The following is a 15,518-nucleotide window of genomic DNA, read 5'->3' as shown; positions in this document are numbered from 1 at the left end:
CGCTGCTTCACTCAGACAGCGAAAAAGGACCCTCATATGCCTACCCTGAAACTGACCCTGACCGTTCTGATTCCCGCCGCCACCCTGCTGCTCGCCTCCTGCGGCGGCGGCCCCAGCGCCCCCAGTGCAGGCACCCCCGGCGCCGCCATCGGCAGCAGCAACACCACCGGCGGTCAGGGCAGCGCCGCGCACGACGCCGGCAGTCAGGTCATGAGCGCCGAGGAAGCCCAGATCCTCAAGGAGATCAACGAGGCGCGCGCCGTGCCCCGCAGCTGCGGCACGGAAGCGTTCGCCGCCGCCGCGCCCGTCACCTGGAACGGGTACCTCGCCGGGGCCGCCCGCGCCCACGCCACCGACATGGCCGAACGCGCCTACTTCGACCACGTCACGCCTGAAGGCCGCACGCCCGCCCAGCGCGCCGAGGCCGCCGGGTACACGGGCTGGCAGGAGATCGGCGAGAACATCGCTGCCGGGTACACCCTCGGGAACGTCACGCAGGGCTGGCTGAACAGCCCCAGCCACTGCAAGACCCTGATGGACCCCACCCTGAAAGAAGTGGGCGTGGGCTACGTGTACAAGCCCGGCAGCAAGTACGGCACCTACTGGGTGCAGGATTACGGCACGCGCTGAAGCGTGACCGCACAGCGCACCAGGGTTGAAGCTGGGCGCACGCGACAAACAAAGGGCGGGACGGTTCTGTGAGGGGAGCCGTCCCGCCCGGCCTGTTGTATGGACCCCGGCGCCATGAACTCCGGTGCCATGAACTCCGGTGCCAGGGTGTGCGCTGCGCCGTCCGTGCCCCGGTTCAGGCAGCCGGGCGCACCGGGCCGGGCCGCGCCGCTAGACTGACCGGGTATGCCCGCGCCCGCCAACCCCACCACCAGCGCCAGTAGCGCCGCCGCACAGGCCCGCGCCGTACAGTCGCGCGACACGACCCCCCAGGACCTGACGGCCGCCACCCTGACCCGCATCGAGGCGGCCCGCGACCTGAACGCCATCCTGAGCGTCAACCCGCACGCCGCCGAGCAGGCCGCGCAGGTGCAGGCCCGCCTGAACGCCGGAGAGACCTTGCCGCTCGCGGGCGTGCCCGTGATCGTCAAGGACAACATCAACGTGACCGGCACCGCCACCACCAGCGGCAGCCGCATCCTGCGCGGGTACGTCAGCCCCTACGACGCCACCGCCGCCGCGCGGCTCGTGCAGGCGGGCGCCGTGATCGTCGCGAAGGCCAACATGGACGAGTTCGCCATGGGCAGCTCCACCGAGAACAGCGCCTACGGCCCGACCCTGAACCCGCACGACCCGGCCCGCGTGCCCGGCGGCAGCAGCGGCGGCAGCGCCGTGGCCGTCGCGGCGGGCCTGAGCGCTGTCAGCCTGGGCAGCGATACCGGCGGCAGCGTCCGCCAGCCCGCCGCGTTCACCGGCGTGTACGGCCTGAAACCCACCTACGGCCGCGTCAGCCGTTACGGCCTGATCGCGTACGCCAGCAGCCTCGACCAGATCGGGCCGTTCGCCCGCACCGCGGAGGACCTCGCGCTGATCATGAACGTCATCGCGGGGCACGACCCGCACGACGCCACCAGCCTGAACGCCCCGCCCGCCTTCGCCGCCGGGACGCCCGACGACCTGCGCGGCCTGCGGGTCGGCGTGATCACCGAGAGCCTCGCCGGGAACACGGCCGGCGTGAACGCCACCCTGAACGCCACCCTGGACGCCCTGCGCGGCGCGGGCGCGACCACCGCCGAGGTCAGCCTGCCGGAACTGCGCTACGCCATCGCCGCGTACTACCTGATCGCCATGCCTGAGGCCAGCAGCAACCTCGCCCGCTTCGACGGCATGGTGTACGGCCAGCGCGTCCAGGGCAGCGACGTGACCGAGGCCATGACCCTGACCCGTGAGCAGGGCTTCGGCCCGGAAGTGCAGCGCCGCATCCTGATCGGCACGTATGCCCTCTCAAGCGGGTACTACGACGCCTACTACAGCAAGGCCATGAAGGTCCGCCGCCTGATCGCCGACCGCTTCACGCAGGCCTTCGGGCAGTTCGACGTGCTCGTCACGCCCACCAGTCCCTTCCCGGCGTTCCGGCGCGGCGAGAAGACCAGCGATCCCCTGGCCATGTACGCCGCCGACGTGGACACGGTTGCCGTCAACCTCGCGGGACTCCCGGCCCTGAGCGTTCCCGCCGGGTTCGAAACGGTGGACGGCACGCCGCTGCCGGTCGGCATCCAGTTCATCGCGCCCGCCCTGCACGACGAACGCCTCGTGCGGGTCGCCGGTGCGCTGGAAGGCATCGGGATCGCGCAGCCGCAGGTGGCCCCCGGCTACTGAAGACGGCGTGGGATGTGGATTGTCGGGAACGGCTCGTTCTACACCCCACATCCCCCTCACGCCCAGGCGCGCACGACCTTCAGCTGCTCGCCGTTGCCGTCCACGACGGCCACCAGTTCGCCGTTCAGGGTGACGACGTGGCGGCCCTGCGCGGGCCAGGCCGGGCGTTTGCCCTGGCGCAGTTCACGGGCCATGCGGTCGTCGGCCTCGATGACCGGAAAGTCCAGCGCGGCCAGATCGGGAATGCCGGTCGCGCCGGGCAGGTCGTCCACTGTCACGGCGTCACGCAGGTCGTAACGGCCCACGCGGGTGCGGACCAGTCCGCCCAGGTGCGCGGGCACGCCGAGTGCGGCGCCCACGTCGCGCGCCAGGGAGCGCAGGTACGTGCCGCTGCCCACGCTGGCCCGCACCAGCAGGGTGGGGAACTCGCCCAGCGCGGGCGGCAGCGTGAAGGTGTGCCCCGTGTCCGCAGGAGTCCAGTCCTGCGGGTCGAAGGTGCGCGGCGCGGCCTCCACGCCGGGGAACACGCCCAGCAGGTCCAGGGTGTGAATCACCACGTTCCGGGCAGGCAGGTCCAGCGCGCCCCCGGCCCGGGCCACCGCGTAGGCCCGCTGGCCACCCACCTGAATCGCGCTGTACTGCGGCGGCACCTGCGCCTGCGGCCCCGTGAAGGATTGCAGCAGCGTCTGCACCTGCGCCGGGTCCAGGGGCGGCACGTCACCCGTCTCCTCGACCGGCCCCTCGGCGTCCAGGGTCGGCGTCCCGGCCCCCAGGCTGATCCACGCGAGGTAATCCTTGCTGTCGGCCTCCATGAACTGCACGACCTTCGTGCTGTCGTCCACGCACAGCACCAGCACCCCGGTCGCCAGGGGGTCCAGGGTGCCCGTGTGCCCCACCCGTTTCGTGCCGCGCGCCCGCCGGGCACGGTTCACGACATCGTGAGAGGTGAGGTTCAGGGGCTTGTCGACGGCGATCACGGGCATAGGCGTGAGGCTACCAGAGCGGCGCCAGCCGGGAGCGGCGCACGCACCCCCGCGCCCGCGTAGACTGACCCCTGTGTTGCGTGTCGCGTTCTGGCTGACCGCCCTGCTGTTCGTTCCGCTGGGCCTGTACCTGTACTTCCTGCCGCCGGGCGTGTCCGCACTGATCGGCGTGTCGCCGCTGTGGCTGGCGCGCGGAAGCGGCGCGCTGCTGCTGGCCTGGGGCGCCTTTCAGGTCGCGGCCAGTTTCAGGCCCGACGCCGTGAAGGTCGCCGGACTGGCCGGCGGGAACCTGCTGTGCGTGGCCGCGCTGCTGCCCGCCGCACTGCGCGGCGCCGACGTCCTGCCGCCCGCCCTGCGCTCGCTGCTGCTGGGCGTGTCCGCCTTCCTGCTCGTCCTGGCCGTCGTGGCCATTCTCTCGTTTCCATCCCGCCGGGGGCACCTATGACCGACCGATCCGCTGACCATCCTGACTCCACGCCCGCCAGTCCCGGCAGGGAACGCCTGCAGACCAGTCCCGGCGGGGAACGCCTGCAAAAACGCCTCGCCCGCGCGGGGGTCGCCTCGCGCCGCGCCGCCGAGGAACTCATCGTGGCCGGGCGGATCACCGTGAACGGCGAGGTGGCCGTGCTGGGCCGCACCGTCACCGACGCGGACGACATCCGCCTGGACGGGCAACTGATCGAGACCGAGAGCGTCCCGAAGGTCACGTTCATGCTGTACAAACCGCGCGGGTACGTCACGACCGCCCGCGACGAGTACGGCCGCCGCAACGTCCTGGACGCCATGCCGCGCATCCCAGGCCTGCACCCGGTCGGGCGGCTCGACCGCGACTCCGAAGGGCTGCTGCTCCTGACCACCGACGGGAACCTGACCCTGACCATGACCCACCCCCGTTACGGGCACGAGAAGGCGTACCGCGCCTGGACGGACGGCCAGCAGGAACCCACCCAGGCCGAACTGGACACCCTGACCGACGGCACCCTGAAACTCGAGGACGGCCCGGCCCGCGCGCTGCAGGCCACCCCGGCGCGCGGCGGGGCGTTCGTGACGCTCGGCCAGGGCCGCAACCGGCAGGTGCGCCGCATGCTCGACGGGATCGGGCAGCCGGTCACGCGCCTGCTGCGTTACCGCGTGGGCGGCCTGTGGCTGGGCAACATGGAGGTCGGCGAGTACCAGCAACTCGACGGGCGTGACCTGCAGGACCTGCTTCACCCCGAGAAGGTCCCGGCGGCCGTCTGGGACCGCGAGTGGGAACGCATTCAGAAACGCTGGGGCTGAGGGGCGTGCCGGGCGCGGGGTACCCACACCTCCACAACCCCGCAGCCCGGCCTGCTATGCTCTGTCCTTGCGGGGGAATGTTCGGCCGCGCCCAGGCGTGAGTCTGGGTGAGGAAAGTCCGGGCACCGCAGGGCAGGGATGCCAGCTAACGGCTGGTCGGCGAGTCAAGTGCCCGCGGCGCGCGCCTGCGTGCGGGTGGCGGCGAAGCTGAAGGACAGTGCCACAGAAACCAGACCGCCACCTGCTGACGTTTCAGTACGTGAAGCCCCGGCGCGGGCGGGCAGGTGGTCAGGGTGAAACGGTGCGGTAAGAGCGCACCAGGCTCCCGGGAGACCGGGAGTGTCTGGTAAACCCCATCCGGTGCAAGACCCGACAGTGCGCGAGGGTGGCCCGCCCTATGACCGCCAGGATGGTCGCTTGAGGCGCGCGGCGACGCGCGTCCCAGAGAGATGGCCGAACAGTCACGCGAGTGACGGACAGAACCCGGCTTACAGTTCCCCCGCACCACACGAGCAGGCCGCCTCCGAGCAACCGGGGCGGCCTGCCTGTTGAGGGTCGTTCTGTTGTGGTTCGTGGGGTACGGACTTTTCCTGTAATACGGATTCCGTTTGTTTCGCTGACAATCCGGAACTTCACCGGATTGCCAGCTCCACGTCCGGAACCCTTTTTTCTCCTACTCGCATCCGCTCGGACCCAGCGGCTTTATAAGCCATTCAATCGGAGTCCGTATTACTTGCGGGCGTCCAGGGCGGCCAGCACGAACGCAGCGATCATCAGGACGCCGCCGATGGGCGTGACGGCGCCCAGGAATTTCACGCCGGTCAGGGTCAGCAGGTACAGGCTGCCGCTGAAGATCACGGCGCCCGCCAGCAGCGGCCAGGGCGCGCGGGTCTGGGTGGGCTGGGTGCCCAGGATCAGCAGGGCCAGCGCGGCGTACATCTGGTAGCGCACGCCGGTCTCGAAGGTGGTCAGGGCGTCGGGTGTCAGCTGGGCTTTCAGGGCGTGGGCGCCGAACGCGCCGAACGCGACGCCCAGGGCCGCCAGGACGGCGCCGGTACGCAGGGCATTGAGGGCAGGCATGCCGCTGATGCTAGTGGGGGAGGGCAGGGGGAAGTGTCCTGACTGGCTGGTGTCCTGACGGCCCTGATCGGCTGGTGTCCTGACGGGGCAGGCCGGTGCGGCAGGCGGTGGCAGGTGGGGGCCGGTCGCCCTGAGGCGGGGAAGGTGGGGGCGGATGGGGGGTTGAGTGGGGACAGAGGGGGCACTGGTGGGTCGGCAGTGGGAATTGGTGGTAATTGGTGGGGATGGCTGTTACACTCGCCGCATCAACCTCAATACGTTTAGTTCGTGTTCATGGTTGAACGTGTCCGAAGTCCGGCGTCGCCTGACGTTCCGCCGGGCGAACCGGTGAACCGGACCGCGCAGGGGTTGAGGGGGAGACGTTGCCGTTTGGAGAGTACCCGTACACCATCGACGACAAGGGGCGAGTGGTCATGCCACCGCCTTTTCGTGAATTCGTGGAGGACGGCATGATCCTGACTCGCGGCATGGAAGGTTGCCTGTACGTGTTCCCGCTGACCAGCTGGAAACGCGTGGAAGAGCAGCTCGAAGGTCTGCCCCTCACGGACGCCGGATCGCGGGCGTTCGTGCGTTTCTTCTACTCCGGGGCCAGCAAGGCGCGGCTGGACAACCAGAGCCGCGTGTCGGTGCCGCAGACGCTGCGGGCCTTCGCGGGCCTGGACAGCGAGGTGATCGTGGCGGGCGCGCCCGGTCGCCTGGAACTGTGGAACCCGGCCCGCTGGGACGCGGCCATCTCGGCCGTGCAGGACAACCCGCCCAAACCAGACCTTCTCGTGAACTTCGTGGCGTGATCAGCATGAACCCAGAGACACAGCATCCCGACAACCCGGACCTCACTGAGCGTCCGTCCGAATCCACCCTTCCCACCCCCGACCCCTCTGCCCCCGACCCCTCTGCCTCCGACCCTGACGCGGCCGGGGCTTTCTCGCATGTGCCGGTGCTGGCCGACGAGGTCATCCAGGCCCTGGCCCCGGCGCCGGGCCGGGTGTTCGTGGACGGCACGCTGGGCGGCGCCGGGCACACCGGCCTGCTGCTGGCGGCCGGCGCGACCGTGTACGGCATCGATCAGGATCCCTTCGCGCTGAACCGCGCGCGGGCCGCGAACCATCCGGGCCTGCACGTCCTGGAAGGCAATTACCGCGACATGGTGTCGCTGCTCGCGGGCGCGGGTGTCACGCAGGTGGACGGCATCCTGCTGGATATCGGCGTGAGTTCCTTTCAGCTGGACGACGGTGGGCGCGGCTTCTCGTACCACACCGAGGCACCGCTGGACATGCGCATGAGCCAGTCGGGCGAGACGGCCGCCGACGTGGTCAACGGGTACGACGAGGAGGACATCGCCGCGATCATCTACGAGTACGGCGAGGACCGCCTGTCGCGCCGCATTGCGCGCGGCATCGTGTACGCCCGCGAGAAAGCGCCCATCGAGACGACCGTGCAACTGGCCGAGATCGTCAAGCGGGCGTATCCGGGGTTCAGTAAGGGCATCCACCCGGCCCGGCGGACCTTCCAGGCGCTGCGGATTCACGTGAACGACGAACTGGGCGCGCTGCGTGACGGCCTCACGGCGGCCGAGACGCTGCTGGCCCCGGACGGGCGACTGGCGGTGATCAGTTTCCACTCGCTGGAGGACCGCATCGTGAAACGCTTCCTGCTGGGCAGTCAGGTGCTCTCACCGCTGACCAAACGGCCCGTGATCGCCTCGGAGGCCGAGCAGGCTGTCAACCCGCGCGCCCGCAGCGCGAAACTCCGCTCGGCGGTCCGGGTGGCGGGGGGCGGCGCGTGATCTGGCCGCCCCTGGGCCGCGCGCAGGACGGCGCGTCACGCGATCCGGGCCGCGTGAAACCGGCGGGTCTGGGCCGGGTGACGCTGCGGCGCGTCTTGCCTGCCGGACTGACGCTGGATACCAGTCTGCCCACCTGGCGGGGGCGGGCGGTGCGGTACGTGCTGATCTACCTGCTGATGGTGGTGGCGATGGTCACGGTGCGCGGCGCGACGCAGCACATCCGCCCGGAACTGCGGGCCGCGCAGGCGCGCGAGGCGGAACTGACGACCCGGCGTGACACGCTGGCGCTGCAATTGCAGTCGCTGGAGAACCCGCAGCGGCTGCGCTCCTGGGCCTTCGCGAACGGCATGCGCCGCTTCACGGACGCGGACAAGGTCACGGAAACCATCGCGCCGCTCCCGTCGGCGCGGGTGCCGGTCTCGCCGGAACGCAAGCTGGAGGTGAAGACGCAGTGGAGGTGAAGATCCGTAACCGCTCGGTGCTGATGCGCGTGCTGGCGCTGTGCATGTTCCTGACGCTGGTGTGGGCGTACGCGCAACTGGAGTGGGGCGTGCCGCAGACCGTGAAGAGTTCCGTGGTGCAGGCGCGCGGGCAGATCGTGGCGTCCGACGGGAAGGTGCTGGCCACCAGCGTGAACGGCAAGCGCGTGTACCCGCAGGGCAGCATCGCCGGGCAACTGGTCGGCATGATGGGCACCACCGAGGGGCTGGAGGGCCTGGAAGCGGCTTACAACAGTCAGTTGACGGCCGGGCAGTCCCTGAAACTCACGCTGGACACCCAGGTGCAGGCGTCCGCCGAGGCGGCGCTGGCCAAGGCCGTGCCGGAACACCGGGGTGAATACGGGTCGGTGGTGGTGATCGAGACCCGGACCGGGCGCGTGCTGGCAGCCGCGAGTTACCCGCCGTTCGATCCGAACAACTGGCGTAAGTTCAGTGACCTGACCCGCCGGAACCGCGCGTTCGTGGATAACTTCGAGCCGGGCAGCACCGTCAAGGCGCTGGTCGTGGCGGCCGCCATGAACGAGGGCCTGACCACCCCGGACACCGTGTACGACACGCCCATGCGCCGCTTCGTGGGGGGCCGCTGGGGCAGCACCATCGGGGACGCGGTGGATCATCCGGGCGCGCTGAGCACGCAGGGCATCCTGCGCTACAGCAGCAACGTGGGCATGAGTCACATCGTGGAGCACTTTCCGATGAAGGACATGCGTTCGTACCTGGAGCAGTACGGGTTCGGGCAGGAGGTCAGCATGCCGGCCATTCCCACGGCGTCCGGGCAGTTGCAGCCGCTGGCACGCTGGAACGAGCTGGTGCGGGCCACGAACTCGTTCGGGCAGGGCATGAGCAGTACGACGCTGCAACTCGCGGCGGCGTTCAATACCCTGGCGAACGACGGGCAGTACATCTCGCCCCGGCTGGTCGAGGGGGCCGGAGGGGTCGAGCGGCGTGACGTGGTGCGCCCGGAGGTGGCCCGCACGACCCGGCGCCTGCTGCAGACCGTGATCACCGAGGGCATCTTCTCGAAGGCGGGCATCAAGGGCTACAACCTGGCGGGGAAGACCGGGACGGCGCAGACGGTGGTGAACGGCCGCTACTCGGCGACGGTGTTCGACAGTGTGTTCGCGGGCTTCTTCCCGGCCGAGTCGCCGCGCGTGACGATCGCGGTGATGGTGCACGGCGCGAAGGTCAATTACCACGGGTCGATGCTGGCGGCGCCGATCTTCAAGGAGATCTCGGCGGACTTGCTGTCCGGCTGGGCGGCGGCGCCGGAGCGGGCACAGCCTGAAGGTGAGTGATGAATGAGAGGTCGCCGTGAATTGACCGGGCGGTCACCCGCTCCCGGTGGCTTCTCACACTGAAGAGGTCCCTACCAGCGTAACCTGAGCCACAAGTCAGGCCATCTGTTCCCCCATAGACGGGGGTTCAGGTGGCCGATTTTGTCTGTGGCAGAACTAATCTGTGAGAAGTTAAATGAGAGAATTAGAACTTGTCTCATAAATCTGGTACTGATCATAAAGAAGAAATCCGCTTTTTTTGAACCAGGTCAAGAAAAAATTCGTCTTTAAAATGAGATCATAAATCGCTTTTCATCATAAACATGCCATCTGGCCCCCGTACGCTCATTCTCGAGATCGGGAAAGCCTTCATGCTGGCACCCGCACTTGAATCCCACCGCACCACCGCCGGGCACGGCCGAGCACACGCCGCCGCACCCGCAGGAGATCACATGCTTCAACCACTGATCCGCTGGACCCGCACCGTCCTGTTCAGCCTCGCCGGAATGACCGCCGCCTCCGCCCAGACCGCCACGCCCGCCCAGACCGGCGGCCCCGCCCTGCCCCCCAGCGCCGTCGCCACCGACGCCGTCCGCAGCGCCCTGAGCGTCACCCCCACCCAGAACGCCGCCCAGACCGCCCAGAGCGCCGCCCAGCTGCGCGCCGAGGCCGTCGCCCGCGCCGAGGCGCAGGCCAGCGACACACTCGCCGTCACGCCCATCCGCGGCCAGAGCGCCGTCGCCCGCTCGACCGCCTACAACAGCGTGCCCGGCCAGACCGACTCCACGCCGTTCATCACCGCCACCGGCACCCGCACCCGCCCCGGTGTGGTCGCCCTGTCCCGCGACCTGCTGCGCACCTTCCCCTACGGCACCAAGGTCATGATCGAGGACCTGAGCGGCAAGTACACCAACATGCTCAAGGGCCGCGTCTTCGTCGTCGAGGACACCATGGCCGCCCGCAAGACCAACTCGGTCGACATCTGGATGGCCACCCGCACCGAAGCCCTGAACTGGGGCGCCCGCCAGATCCGCATCACCGCCGTCCGCTGACCCCAGCACGCCCCCGGCACCACCCCAGGCCGGGCCGCTCCACGTGAGCGGCCCGGCCTGCTCTGATACCCACTCCGATTGAATGGGCTGCAAAGCCCGTTCAATCCGAGCGGAGCGAGCAGGAGTCGAAGCGGGTTCCGGACATGGAGTTAACAGATCGGTGGTGTTCCGATCTGTTAACGAAATAAACGGAACCCGTATGACATCGCTTCTACCGCCGGGCCGCCACCCTGGGCCGTCACGAGCGTCCGCCAGGGCGTCTGGTATCCTCCGCCTTGCATGACTTCAGCCCCGGCCACCCCACCCGAGCGCGGCCCCGCCGCCCCCGACCGCTCGCTGGCCTGGTCACTGGCCTGGTCGCTGGCCCGCGCGCACCTGCGCCGCCGCCGCACCCAGAACGTCCTGACCATCCTCGGGATCGCCGTGGGCGTCATGGCGCTCATCGCCGCGCTGAGCCTCACCAACGGCTTCACCCGCGCCCTGATCGACGCGACCCTGCGCGCCAGCCCGCACCTGAGCGTCACGGCGTTCACGCCCTCACGGCCCGACCCGGACCTGGAAGCGGCCATCGAGGCCGACGGGCGCGTGCAGGCCTTCACGCCCTTCCTGGCCGACAAGGGCCTGCTGACCCGCCCCGCCAGCGAGGGCCGCGCCGCCGGGGTGGACTTCGCCACGCTGTTCGGCATGACCGGCGCCGCCGGACGCGTCCTGGACCTGCCCGCCGCGGAAAGCGCGGCCCTGTCGAACCTGCAAGACGGCGAGGTGATGCTCGGCTCCGCGCTGGCCCGCAACGTCGGCGCGTTCACGGGCGACGAGGTGCGCCTGCTGAACAGCACGCAGCGCCGCACCAGCCTGACCGTGCGCGGCGTGTTCACCACCGGCAACTACCTGATCGACTCGGCGTACGCCTTCACCAACCTCCGCACCCTGCAGACCCTTCAGGACACGCAGAACATCACGGGCTACCAGTTACGGCTGCACAACCCGGACCTCGCGCCGCAGGTGGGCAGCGCCCTGACCCGCACCCGCGCGTACTCGGCCCTGCCGTGGCAGGACCTGTACGGCACGCTGCTCGATCAGCTGGCGCTGCAGAAGAAGGTTATCGCGTTCGTGGTGCTGCTGATCGTGATTGTCGCGGCCTTCGGGATCGCCAACGTGCTGACACTGGCCGTGTTCGAGAAAACCCAGGAGATCGCCATCCTGCGCGCCATCGGCGCCACGCGCAGCCTGATCACCCGCGTGTTCCTGCTCGAGGGGCTGGCGCTGGGCCTGGGCGGCCTGCTGCTGGGCAACGCCCTGGGCCTGGGCATCAGCGCGTACTTCACGGTGCGGCCCTTCACGCTGCCCGGCGACCTGTATTTCATCACCAGCCTGCCGGTCGAGGTGCGCCTGAGCGACCTGCTGGGTGTGAACGCCATCGGCCTGATCACCACCCTGCTGGCCGCCCTGATCCCCGCCCGCCGCGCCGCCGGCATCGAACCCGCCCGCATCATCCGCTGACCCGCAGTCGGCCCGCGCACCGGCCCGGCAAGCTGACCGTAAGCTGAACCACTATAAATGTTTTGCGGGGAGCCGCTCATGGTCCGTCATGTCACGCCCGCTACGCTGACCTCATGAAGAAGCTCCTGATGATTCCAGCCGCCATGCTCCTCAGCACCGCCTCCGCCGCCCCGAAGATCAGCGCGCAGAGCATCATCGTGAACCCCACGCAGCCTGACCTGAACGTCAGCGTCCGCATCAACAAGGACAGCACGGGCGCGCAGAACCCCGCGTACCGTGTGGACGAGAAGATCAGCATCAGCGCCACCGCGAACCGTGACGCGTACGTGTACCTGTTCAACGTGAACCCGGACGGCAGCGTGGATCAGATCCTGCCCAACCGCCTGAGCGGCGCGAACTTCGTGAAGGCGAACACCACCACGACCTTCCCGGCCGCCGACGCGAACTTCACGTACACGGTTGCGGGCCCCATCGGTCAGAACAAGGTGCTGGCGCTGGCGAGCCTGACGCCGCTGAACCTGGATCAGATCAGCTCGTTCAAGACGGCGCAGGACCAGTTTGCGACCGTGAGCGCCAAGAACCAGAACGGGCTGGCGCAGGCGCTGAGCATCGTGGTGACGCCGCTGCCGCAGAACAGCTGGGTGACGGACACGGCGTTCTACACGGTGGCCGCGCAGAACCCGGTGAGCACCGGCAGCCTGTTCGTCGGCACGAACGTCTCGAACGCCACGGTCATCGTGAACGGCCAGACGCTCGGCGCGGCCAACGTGACCTACAGCAACCTGCGCCCCGGCACCCTGCCCATCCGCGTGAAAGCCCCCGGCTTCAACGACTACACGACCACCGTGACCGTCCGCGCCGGAACGACCACCAACCTGAACGTCGAATTCGCCCGCGCCACCACGCCCGCCCCGGCCCCCACCCCCAGCGCCTACACCGTCAGCATCCGCAGCAGCGTCGAGGGCGCCCGCGTGTTCGTGGACGGCCGTGAAGCCGGCGTGATCCGTAACGGCAACCTGAACGTCAGCGTGGCCCGCGGCGCCCACGAGATCGTGATGATCGCCCCCGGTTACCGCACCTTCGTGAGCAACTACAACGTCACCAAGAACGGCCAGATCACCATCAACCCCAGCCGCTGATTACTCTGGCCGCTGATCTATCCGGCCTGAACGTCCCCCCACCGCATGACCGGGTGGGGGGACGTTCCCTTGCGCTGGCGGCGGTCACTGCCCCTGCCTGCGGCGACTGCCCCGGCCGGGGCATGGGTGGTCAGCCGGGCCCGTCGGTCAGCAGGTCATGCAGGACGCGGGCCGTCATGCCCCAGATGTCATGCCCCTGCCACGGGTAACGGTACAGCGGCACCCGCTGACCGTCCGGCAGGGACCGCGTTTCCCGCACGACCGGCGTGGCCCGCAGGTCCACCAGCGACGGCAGCAGCAACTGCGCCACCTCGCTGCTCAGGGTCAGGGTCGGTTCGGCCGGAATGCGCGCCAGGACCGGCGTCACGTGAAACCCGACCGGCGTGAACACGTCGTCCAGTTCGCCCAGCACCGTCACCTGGGCGGGGTCCAGTCCCACCTCCTCCCAGGCCTCGCGCACGGCGGCCTGGGGGGGCGTCTCGCCGGCCTCCAGGCTCCCGCCGGGAAAACTGATCTGCCCCTGGTGGGTCGGCAGGTCCGCCGACCGCACCGTGAGCAGCACGCGCGGGTCCACCTCGCGGGTCAGGGCGACCAGCACGGCCGCGCGGCGGTACGTGGGCAGGTGCAGGCTGCGCCGCCCCCGTTCGCCCACCCACAGCGCCCACGGGTCCGCCAGCGCCGAATCCAGCGGGTCCGCGCCGCTCATGATTCCGGCCCCGGACCGGGCAGGGCGCGCAGGGTGGCCAGCGACCGGTCACGCAGGGCCAGTTCCGGGTCCACGCCCACGCTGCGCGCCCAGGTGACCACGGCCGCCAGCACGTCTGCCACGCCCCGCGCGGTATCGGGGGCCTGCGCGGCCGCCTGCGTGACGGCCGCCCGCGCCTGTTCCGCCGACACTTTCGGCGTGCCTGCCAGTTGCGCGTCTGCGAGTTTCTGCGTTTTCGCCTCGCGGGCCAGGGCGCCCAGCCCGGCCGGCACGCGGTCCTCGGGGCGGCGGGACTGACCGCCGCGTTCCTGCGCCTTGATCTGCTGCCAGTTCCTCATGACATCCGCGCTGCCCTGCACGCTGACCTCACCGAACACATGCGGGTGACGGCGCACAAGTTTCTCCACGATGCCCCGCTCGACCGCCGCGTAATCGAACGTTCCGGCCTCCTCGGCAATCACGCTGTGAAACGCCACCTGGAGCAGCACGTCGCCCAGTTCGTCACTGAGCGCCGCCGGGTCGCCGCTGCCCGCCGCGTCGGCCGCCTCGGCCGCTTCCTCCAGCAGGTAGGGGCGCAGGGTCTCGTGGGTCTGCTCCTGATCCCAGGGGCAGCCGTCCGGGGCGCGCAGGCGGCGCATGATCGTCAGAAGGTCCTGCATACCGCCAATGTAACGCGCCGGGAGCCTGCCATACGGACTCCGATTGAATGGGCTACAGAGCCCGTTCGATCCGAGCGAAGCGAGTGGGAGCAAAACGGGTTCCGGACATGGAGTTGGCAACCCGGTGCTGTCCTGGGTTGTCAACGAAATAAACGGAATCCGTCTCACGCGGGCCGACCCGGCAGGCGGCGGACATTCACGAACACCCCGGGGAAACATGAGGCGCGGCGTCGGCGGGCGCGCGGCCCCTCACGCTCACTTCACGCCGCGTCAGGTGGCGTGTGATGCACTGCTGTCATGACCATCACCCACACCCGCACCCTGGCCCTCCTGCCCGCCACCCTGCTGCTCACGGCCAGCCTTCAGGGCGCCTCTGCGCAGGCCGTCCCGGCCAACTGGAACAGCGCCGCGCTGGCCTCGTCGACCTTCGTGATCCTGGACCCGCAGATTCAGGGCAACCCGAACGTCGTCAGCGCCCAGCAGCGGCAGGGCGTGCTGGAAGCCATGAAACGCGACTCGGCCGGGGCCATCAAACGCCGCTACCCGAACGCCGTGATCGCCGCCGACCCGGCCACCCCCGGCGCCGTGCAGGTCAGGCCCGTGCTGGTCACGCCGTCCGTGCTGGCCCCCTGGAACAAACTGACGGCGCAACTGGAATTCCGGATGCCTGCCGGGAACAACGTGATTCTCAAGCAGGACTTCGGCGTGCTGACCCTCTGGCAGAAGCAGGCCGAGGCGGCCAACTACATGTACGACGTGCTGGCCCAGCGTCTGCCGTGAGCGGGGCGCCTGCCGTGATCCGGCTCTGAACACCCTGGGTCATTTGCAACCCTGAGTGCCACAGTTCCTCCGGGATTTCTATGACATGATTCTGATGACACTGCTCATACTGTCTCATAGGAGGAACTTCCATGACCCGACAGGCCATGACCCGACAGGAGTATCTGCTTCGCTGCGCCTGGATCAGCTTCCAGCACCGCTGGACGTGGGCAGCTGGCGTGGCGGCCCTGGCCGCCCTGGCCGGAATCATGCTGGAGGTCGGCGCGGCGCTCACGCTGCTGCTGACACTGGGAGCCACGCTGCTGGTGACGGCCGCCATCGTCGTGAACTCGGTGCAGCGGCACTCGCAGGACGTCCTGCCGCTGCGTGACCTGCCGGGCGACCCGCAGGAAACGGCCCGGCAACCCTGAACGAAACGCAGCGGTTCTCACATGGGCCGCCGCGCAGGGCATG

Annotated in this window: 17 protein-coding genes and 1 other RNA gene; 14 read left to right on the top strand and 4 right to left on the bottom strand. The window is 69.4% G+C overall.

All coding sequences use genetic code 11. The features are described from left to right. Nucleotides 1–36: 36 nt before the first annotated feature. Together IEY70_RS08035 and gatA are read left to right on the top strand one after the other, a co-directional pair. On the top strand, nt 37–630 hold the full coding sequence (locus tag IEY70_RS08035; protein WP_189064487.1) for a CAP domain-containing protein: 594 nt from the start codon (nt 37–39) through the stop codon (nt 628–630). Nucleotides 631–855: 225 nt separating this feature from the next. Then, on the top strand, nt 856–2,328 hold the full coding sequence (gene gatA / locus IEY70_RS08030; RefSeq protein WP_189064486.1) for an Asp-tRNA(Asn)/Glu-tRNA(Gln) amidotransferase subunit GatA: 1,473 nt from the start codon (nt 856–858) through the stop codon (nt 2,326–2,328). Between the two features lie 56 nt (nt 2,329–2,384). Here gatA and truB read toward each other — a convergent pair whose 3' ends face one another. After that, nucleotides 2,385–3,311 (bottom strand): tRNA pseudouridine(55) synthase TruB, encoded by a 927-nt coding sequence (gene truB / locus IEY70_RS08025; protein WP_189064485.1) that lies wholly within the window; start codon nt 3,309–3,311, stop codon nt 2,385–2,387. Between the two features lie 73 nt (nt 3,312–3,384). Between truB and IEY70_RS08020 the strand changes: the two genes are divergently transcribed. The 3 genes from IEY70_RS08020 to rnpB all read left to right on the top strand — a co-directional run bounded on the left by IEY70_RS08020 (nt 3,385) and on the right by rnpB (nt 5,096). Then, nucleotides 3,385–3,756, top strand: a complete 372-nt coding sequence (locus tag IEY70_RS08020) for a hypothetical protein (protein ID WP_189064484.1) — start codon at nt 3,385–3,387, stop codon at nt 3,754–3,756. After that, a complete protein-coding gene (locus IEY70_RS08015; RefSeq protein ID WP_189064483.1) occupies nt 3,753–4,589 on the top strand; it encodes a pseudouridine synthase in 837 nt (278 codons plus the stop codon). The genes IEY70_RS08020 and IEY70_RS08015 overlap by 4 nt, the downstream gene beginning before the upstream one ends. Nucleotides 4,590–4,658: 69 nt before the next feature. Further along, an RNA gene (gene rnpB / locus IEY70_RS08010) (RNase P RNA component class A) lies at nt 4,659–5,096 on the top strand. Between the two features lie 222 nt (nt 5,097–5,318). On the opposite strand, the gene IEY70_RS08005 is transcribed toward rnpB, so the two are convergent. Next, nucleotides 5,319–5,669, bottom strand: a complete 351-nt coding sequence (locus IEY70_RS08005) for a DUF423 domain-containing protein (RefSeq protein WP_189064482.1) — start codon at nt 5,667–5,669, stop codon at nt 5,319–5,321. 362 nt (nt 5,670–6,031) lie between these two features. On the opposite strand from IEY70_RS08005, the gene mraZ reads away from it, so the two are divergent. The 7 genes from mraZ to IEY70_RS07970 all read left to right on the top strand — a co-directional run bounded on the left by mraZ (nt 6,032) and on the right by IEY70_RS07970 (nt 12,920). After that, nucleotides 6,032–6,460, top strand: a complete 429-nt coding sequence (gene mraZ, locus IEY70_RS08000) for a division/cell wall cluster transcriptional repressor MraZ (RefSeq protein WP_189064481.1) — start codon at nt 6,032–6,034, stop codon at nt 6,458–6,460. A 5-nt stretch (nt 6,461–6,465) separates the two neighbouring features. Continuing rightward, nucleotides 6,466–7,455 carry a 16S rRNA (cytosine(1402)-N(4))-methyltransferase RsmH gene (gene rsmH, locus IEY70_RS07995; protein ID WP_189064480.1) on the top strand — a complete coding sequence of 330 codons (990 nt, stop codon included), beginning with the start codon at nt 6,466–6,468 and terminating at the stop codon, nt 7,453–7,455. Further along, on the top strand, nt 7,452–7,916 hold the full coding sequence (locus IEY70_RS07990; RefSeq protein WP_229777756.1) for a hypothetical protein: 465 nt from the start codon (nt 7,452–7,454) through the stop codon (nt 7,914–7,916). The genes rsmH and IEY70_RS07990 overlap by 4 nt, the downstream gene beginning before the upstream one ends. Then, a complete protein-coding gene (locus tag IEY70_RS07985; RefSeq protein ID WP_189064479.1) occupies nt 7,907–9,250 on the top strand; it encodes a peptidoglycan D,D-transpeptidase FtsI family protein in 1,344 nt (447 codons plus the stop codon). Before IEY70_RS07990 ends, IEY70_RS07985 begins: the two co-directional genes overlap by 10 nt. 431 nt (nt 9,251–9,681) lie before the next feature. Next, nucleotides 9,682–10,281, top strand: a complete 600-nt coding sequence (locus tag IEY70_RS07980) for a 3D domain-containing protein (protein ID WP_189064478.1) — start codon at nt 9,682–9,684, stop codon at nt 10,279–10,281. Nucleotides 10,282–10,560: 279 nt separating this feature from the next. After that, entirely contained in the window at nt 10,561–11,781 is a 1,221-nt protein-coding gene (locus IEY70_RS07975) for an ABC transporter permease (RefSeq protein WP_189064477.1), read from the top strand. A 113-nt stretch (nt 11,782–11,894) separates the two neighbouring features. Further along, the gene (locus IEY70_RS07970) at nt 11,895–12,920 is read left to right on the top strand and encodes a PEGA domain-containing protein (protein ID WP_189064476.1); all 1,026 of its coding nucleotides are present in this window, start codon (nt 11,895–11,897) and stop codon (nt 12,918–12,920) included. Nucleotides 12,921–13,050: 130 nt separating this feature from the next. Here IEY70_RS07970 and IEY70_RS07965 read toward each other — a convergent pair whose 3' ends face one another. Then, entirely contained in the window at nt 13,051–13,626 is a 576-nt protein-coding gene (locus IEY70_RS07965; RefSeq protein ID WP_189064475.1) for an NUDIX hydrolase, read from the bottom strand. After that, entirely contained in the window at nt 13,623–14,285 is a 663-nt protein-coding gene (locus IEY70_RS07960) for a MazG family protein (protein WP_189064474.1), read from the bottom strand. The genes IEY70_RS07965 and IEY70_RS07960 overlap by 4 nt, the downstream gene beginning before the upstream one ends. A 297-nt stretch (nt 14,286–14,582) precedes the next feature. Between IEY70_RS07960 and IEY70_RS07955 the strand changes: the two genes are divergently transcribed. Both IEY70_RS07955 and IEY70_RS07950 read left to right on the top strand, forming a co-directional pair. Then, complete coding sequence (locus tag IEY70_RS07955) at nt 14,583–15,065, top strand: hypothetical protein (protein WP_229777755.1); 483 nt, start codon at nt 14,583–14,585, stop codon at nt 15,063–15,065. 131 nt (nt 15,066–15,196) lie between these two features. After that, complete coding sequence (locus IEY70_RS07950; protein WP_189064473.1) at nt 15,197–15,475, top strand: hypothetical protein; 279 nt, start codon at nt 15,197–15,199, stop codon at nt 15,473–15,475. The last annotated feature ends 43 nt before the right edge of the window (nt 15,476–15,518 follow it).

This window comes from Deinococcus seoulensis (assembly GCF_014648115.1).
GTDB classification, from domain to species: domain Bacteria; phylum Deinococcota; class Deinococci; order Deinococcales; family Deinococcaceae; genus Deinococcus; species Deinococcus seoulensis.
Note: the sequence above shows the minus strand (reverse complement) of the source record. Positions and strands in the feature narration are given on the sequence as shown.

What these genes read in the sequence shown, in the direction of transcription:
- IEY70_RS07965 (WP_189064475.1), bottom strand. Translation starts at nt 13,626, where the DNA reads ATGAGCGGCGCGGACCCGCTGGATTCGGCGCTGGCGGACCCGTGGGCG.
- IEY70_RS08005 (WP_189064482.1), bottom strand. Translation starts at nt 5,669, where the DNA reads ATGCCTGCCCTCAATGCCCTGCGTACCGGCGCCGTCCTGGCGGCCCTG.
- IEY70_RS07955 (WP_229777755.1), top strand. Translation starts at nt 14,583, where the DNA reads ATGACCATCACCCACACCCGCACCCTGGCCCTCCTGCCCGCCACCCTG.
- IEY70_RS07975 (WP_189064477.1), top strand. Translation starts at nt 10,561, where the DNA reads ATGACTTCAGCCCCGGCCACCCCACCCGAGCGCGGCCCCGCCGCCCCC.
- rsmH (WP_189064480.1), top strand. Translation starts at nt 6,466, where the DNA reads ATGAACCCAGAGACACAGCATCCCGACAACCCGGACCTCACTGAGCGT.
- IEY70_RS08035 (WP_189064487.1), top strand. Translation starts at nt 37, where the DNA reads ATGCCTACCCTGAAACTGACCCTGACCGTTCTGATTCCCGCCGCCACC.
- gatA (WP_189064486.1), top strand. Translation starts at nt 856, where the DNA reads ATGCCCGCGCCCGCCAACCCCACCACCAGCGCCAGTAGCGCCGCCGCA.
- IEY70_RS07950 (WP_189064473.1), top strand. Translation starts at nt 15,197, where the DNA reads ATGACCCGACAGGCCATGACCCGACAGGAGTATCTGCTTCGCTGCGCC.
- truB (WP_189064485.1), bottom strand. Translation starts at nt 3,311, where the DNA reads ATGCCCGTGATCGCCGTCGACAAGCCCCTGAACCTCACCTCTCACGAT.
- IEY70_RS07960 (WP_189064474.1), bottom strand. Translation starts at nt 14,285, where the DNA reads ATGCAGGACCTTCTGACGATCATGCGCCGCCTGCGCGCCCCGGACGGC.
- IEY70_RS07980 (WP_189064478.1), top strand. Translation starts at nt 9,682, where the DNA reads ATGCTTCAACCACTGATCCGCTGGACCCGCACCGTCCTGTTCAGCCTC.
- IEY70_RS08015 (WP_189064483.1), top strand. Translation starts at nt 3,753, where the DNA reads ATGACCGACCGATCCGCTGACCATCCTGACTCCACGCCCGCCAGTCCC.
- IEY70_RS07970 (WP_189064476.1), top strand. Translation starts at nt 11,895, where the DNA reads ATGAAGAAGCTCCTGATGATTCCAGCCGCCATGCTCCTCAGCACCGCC.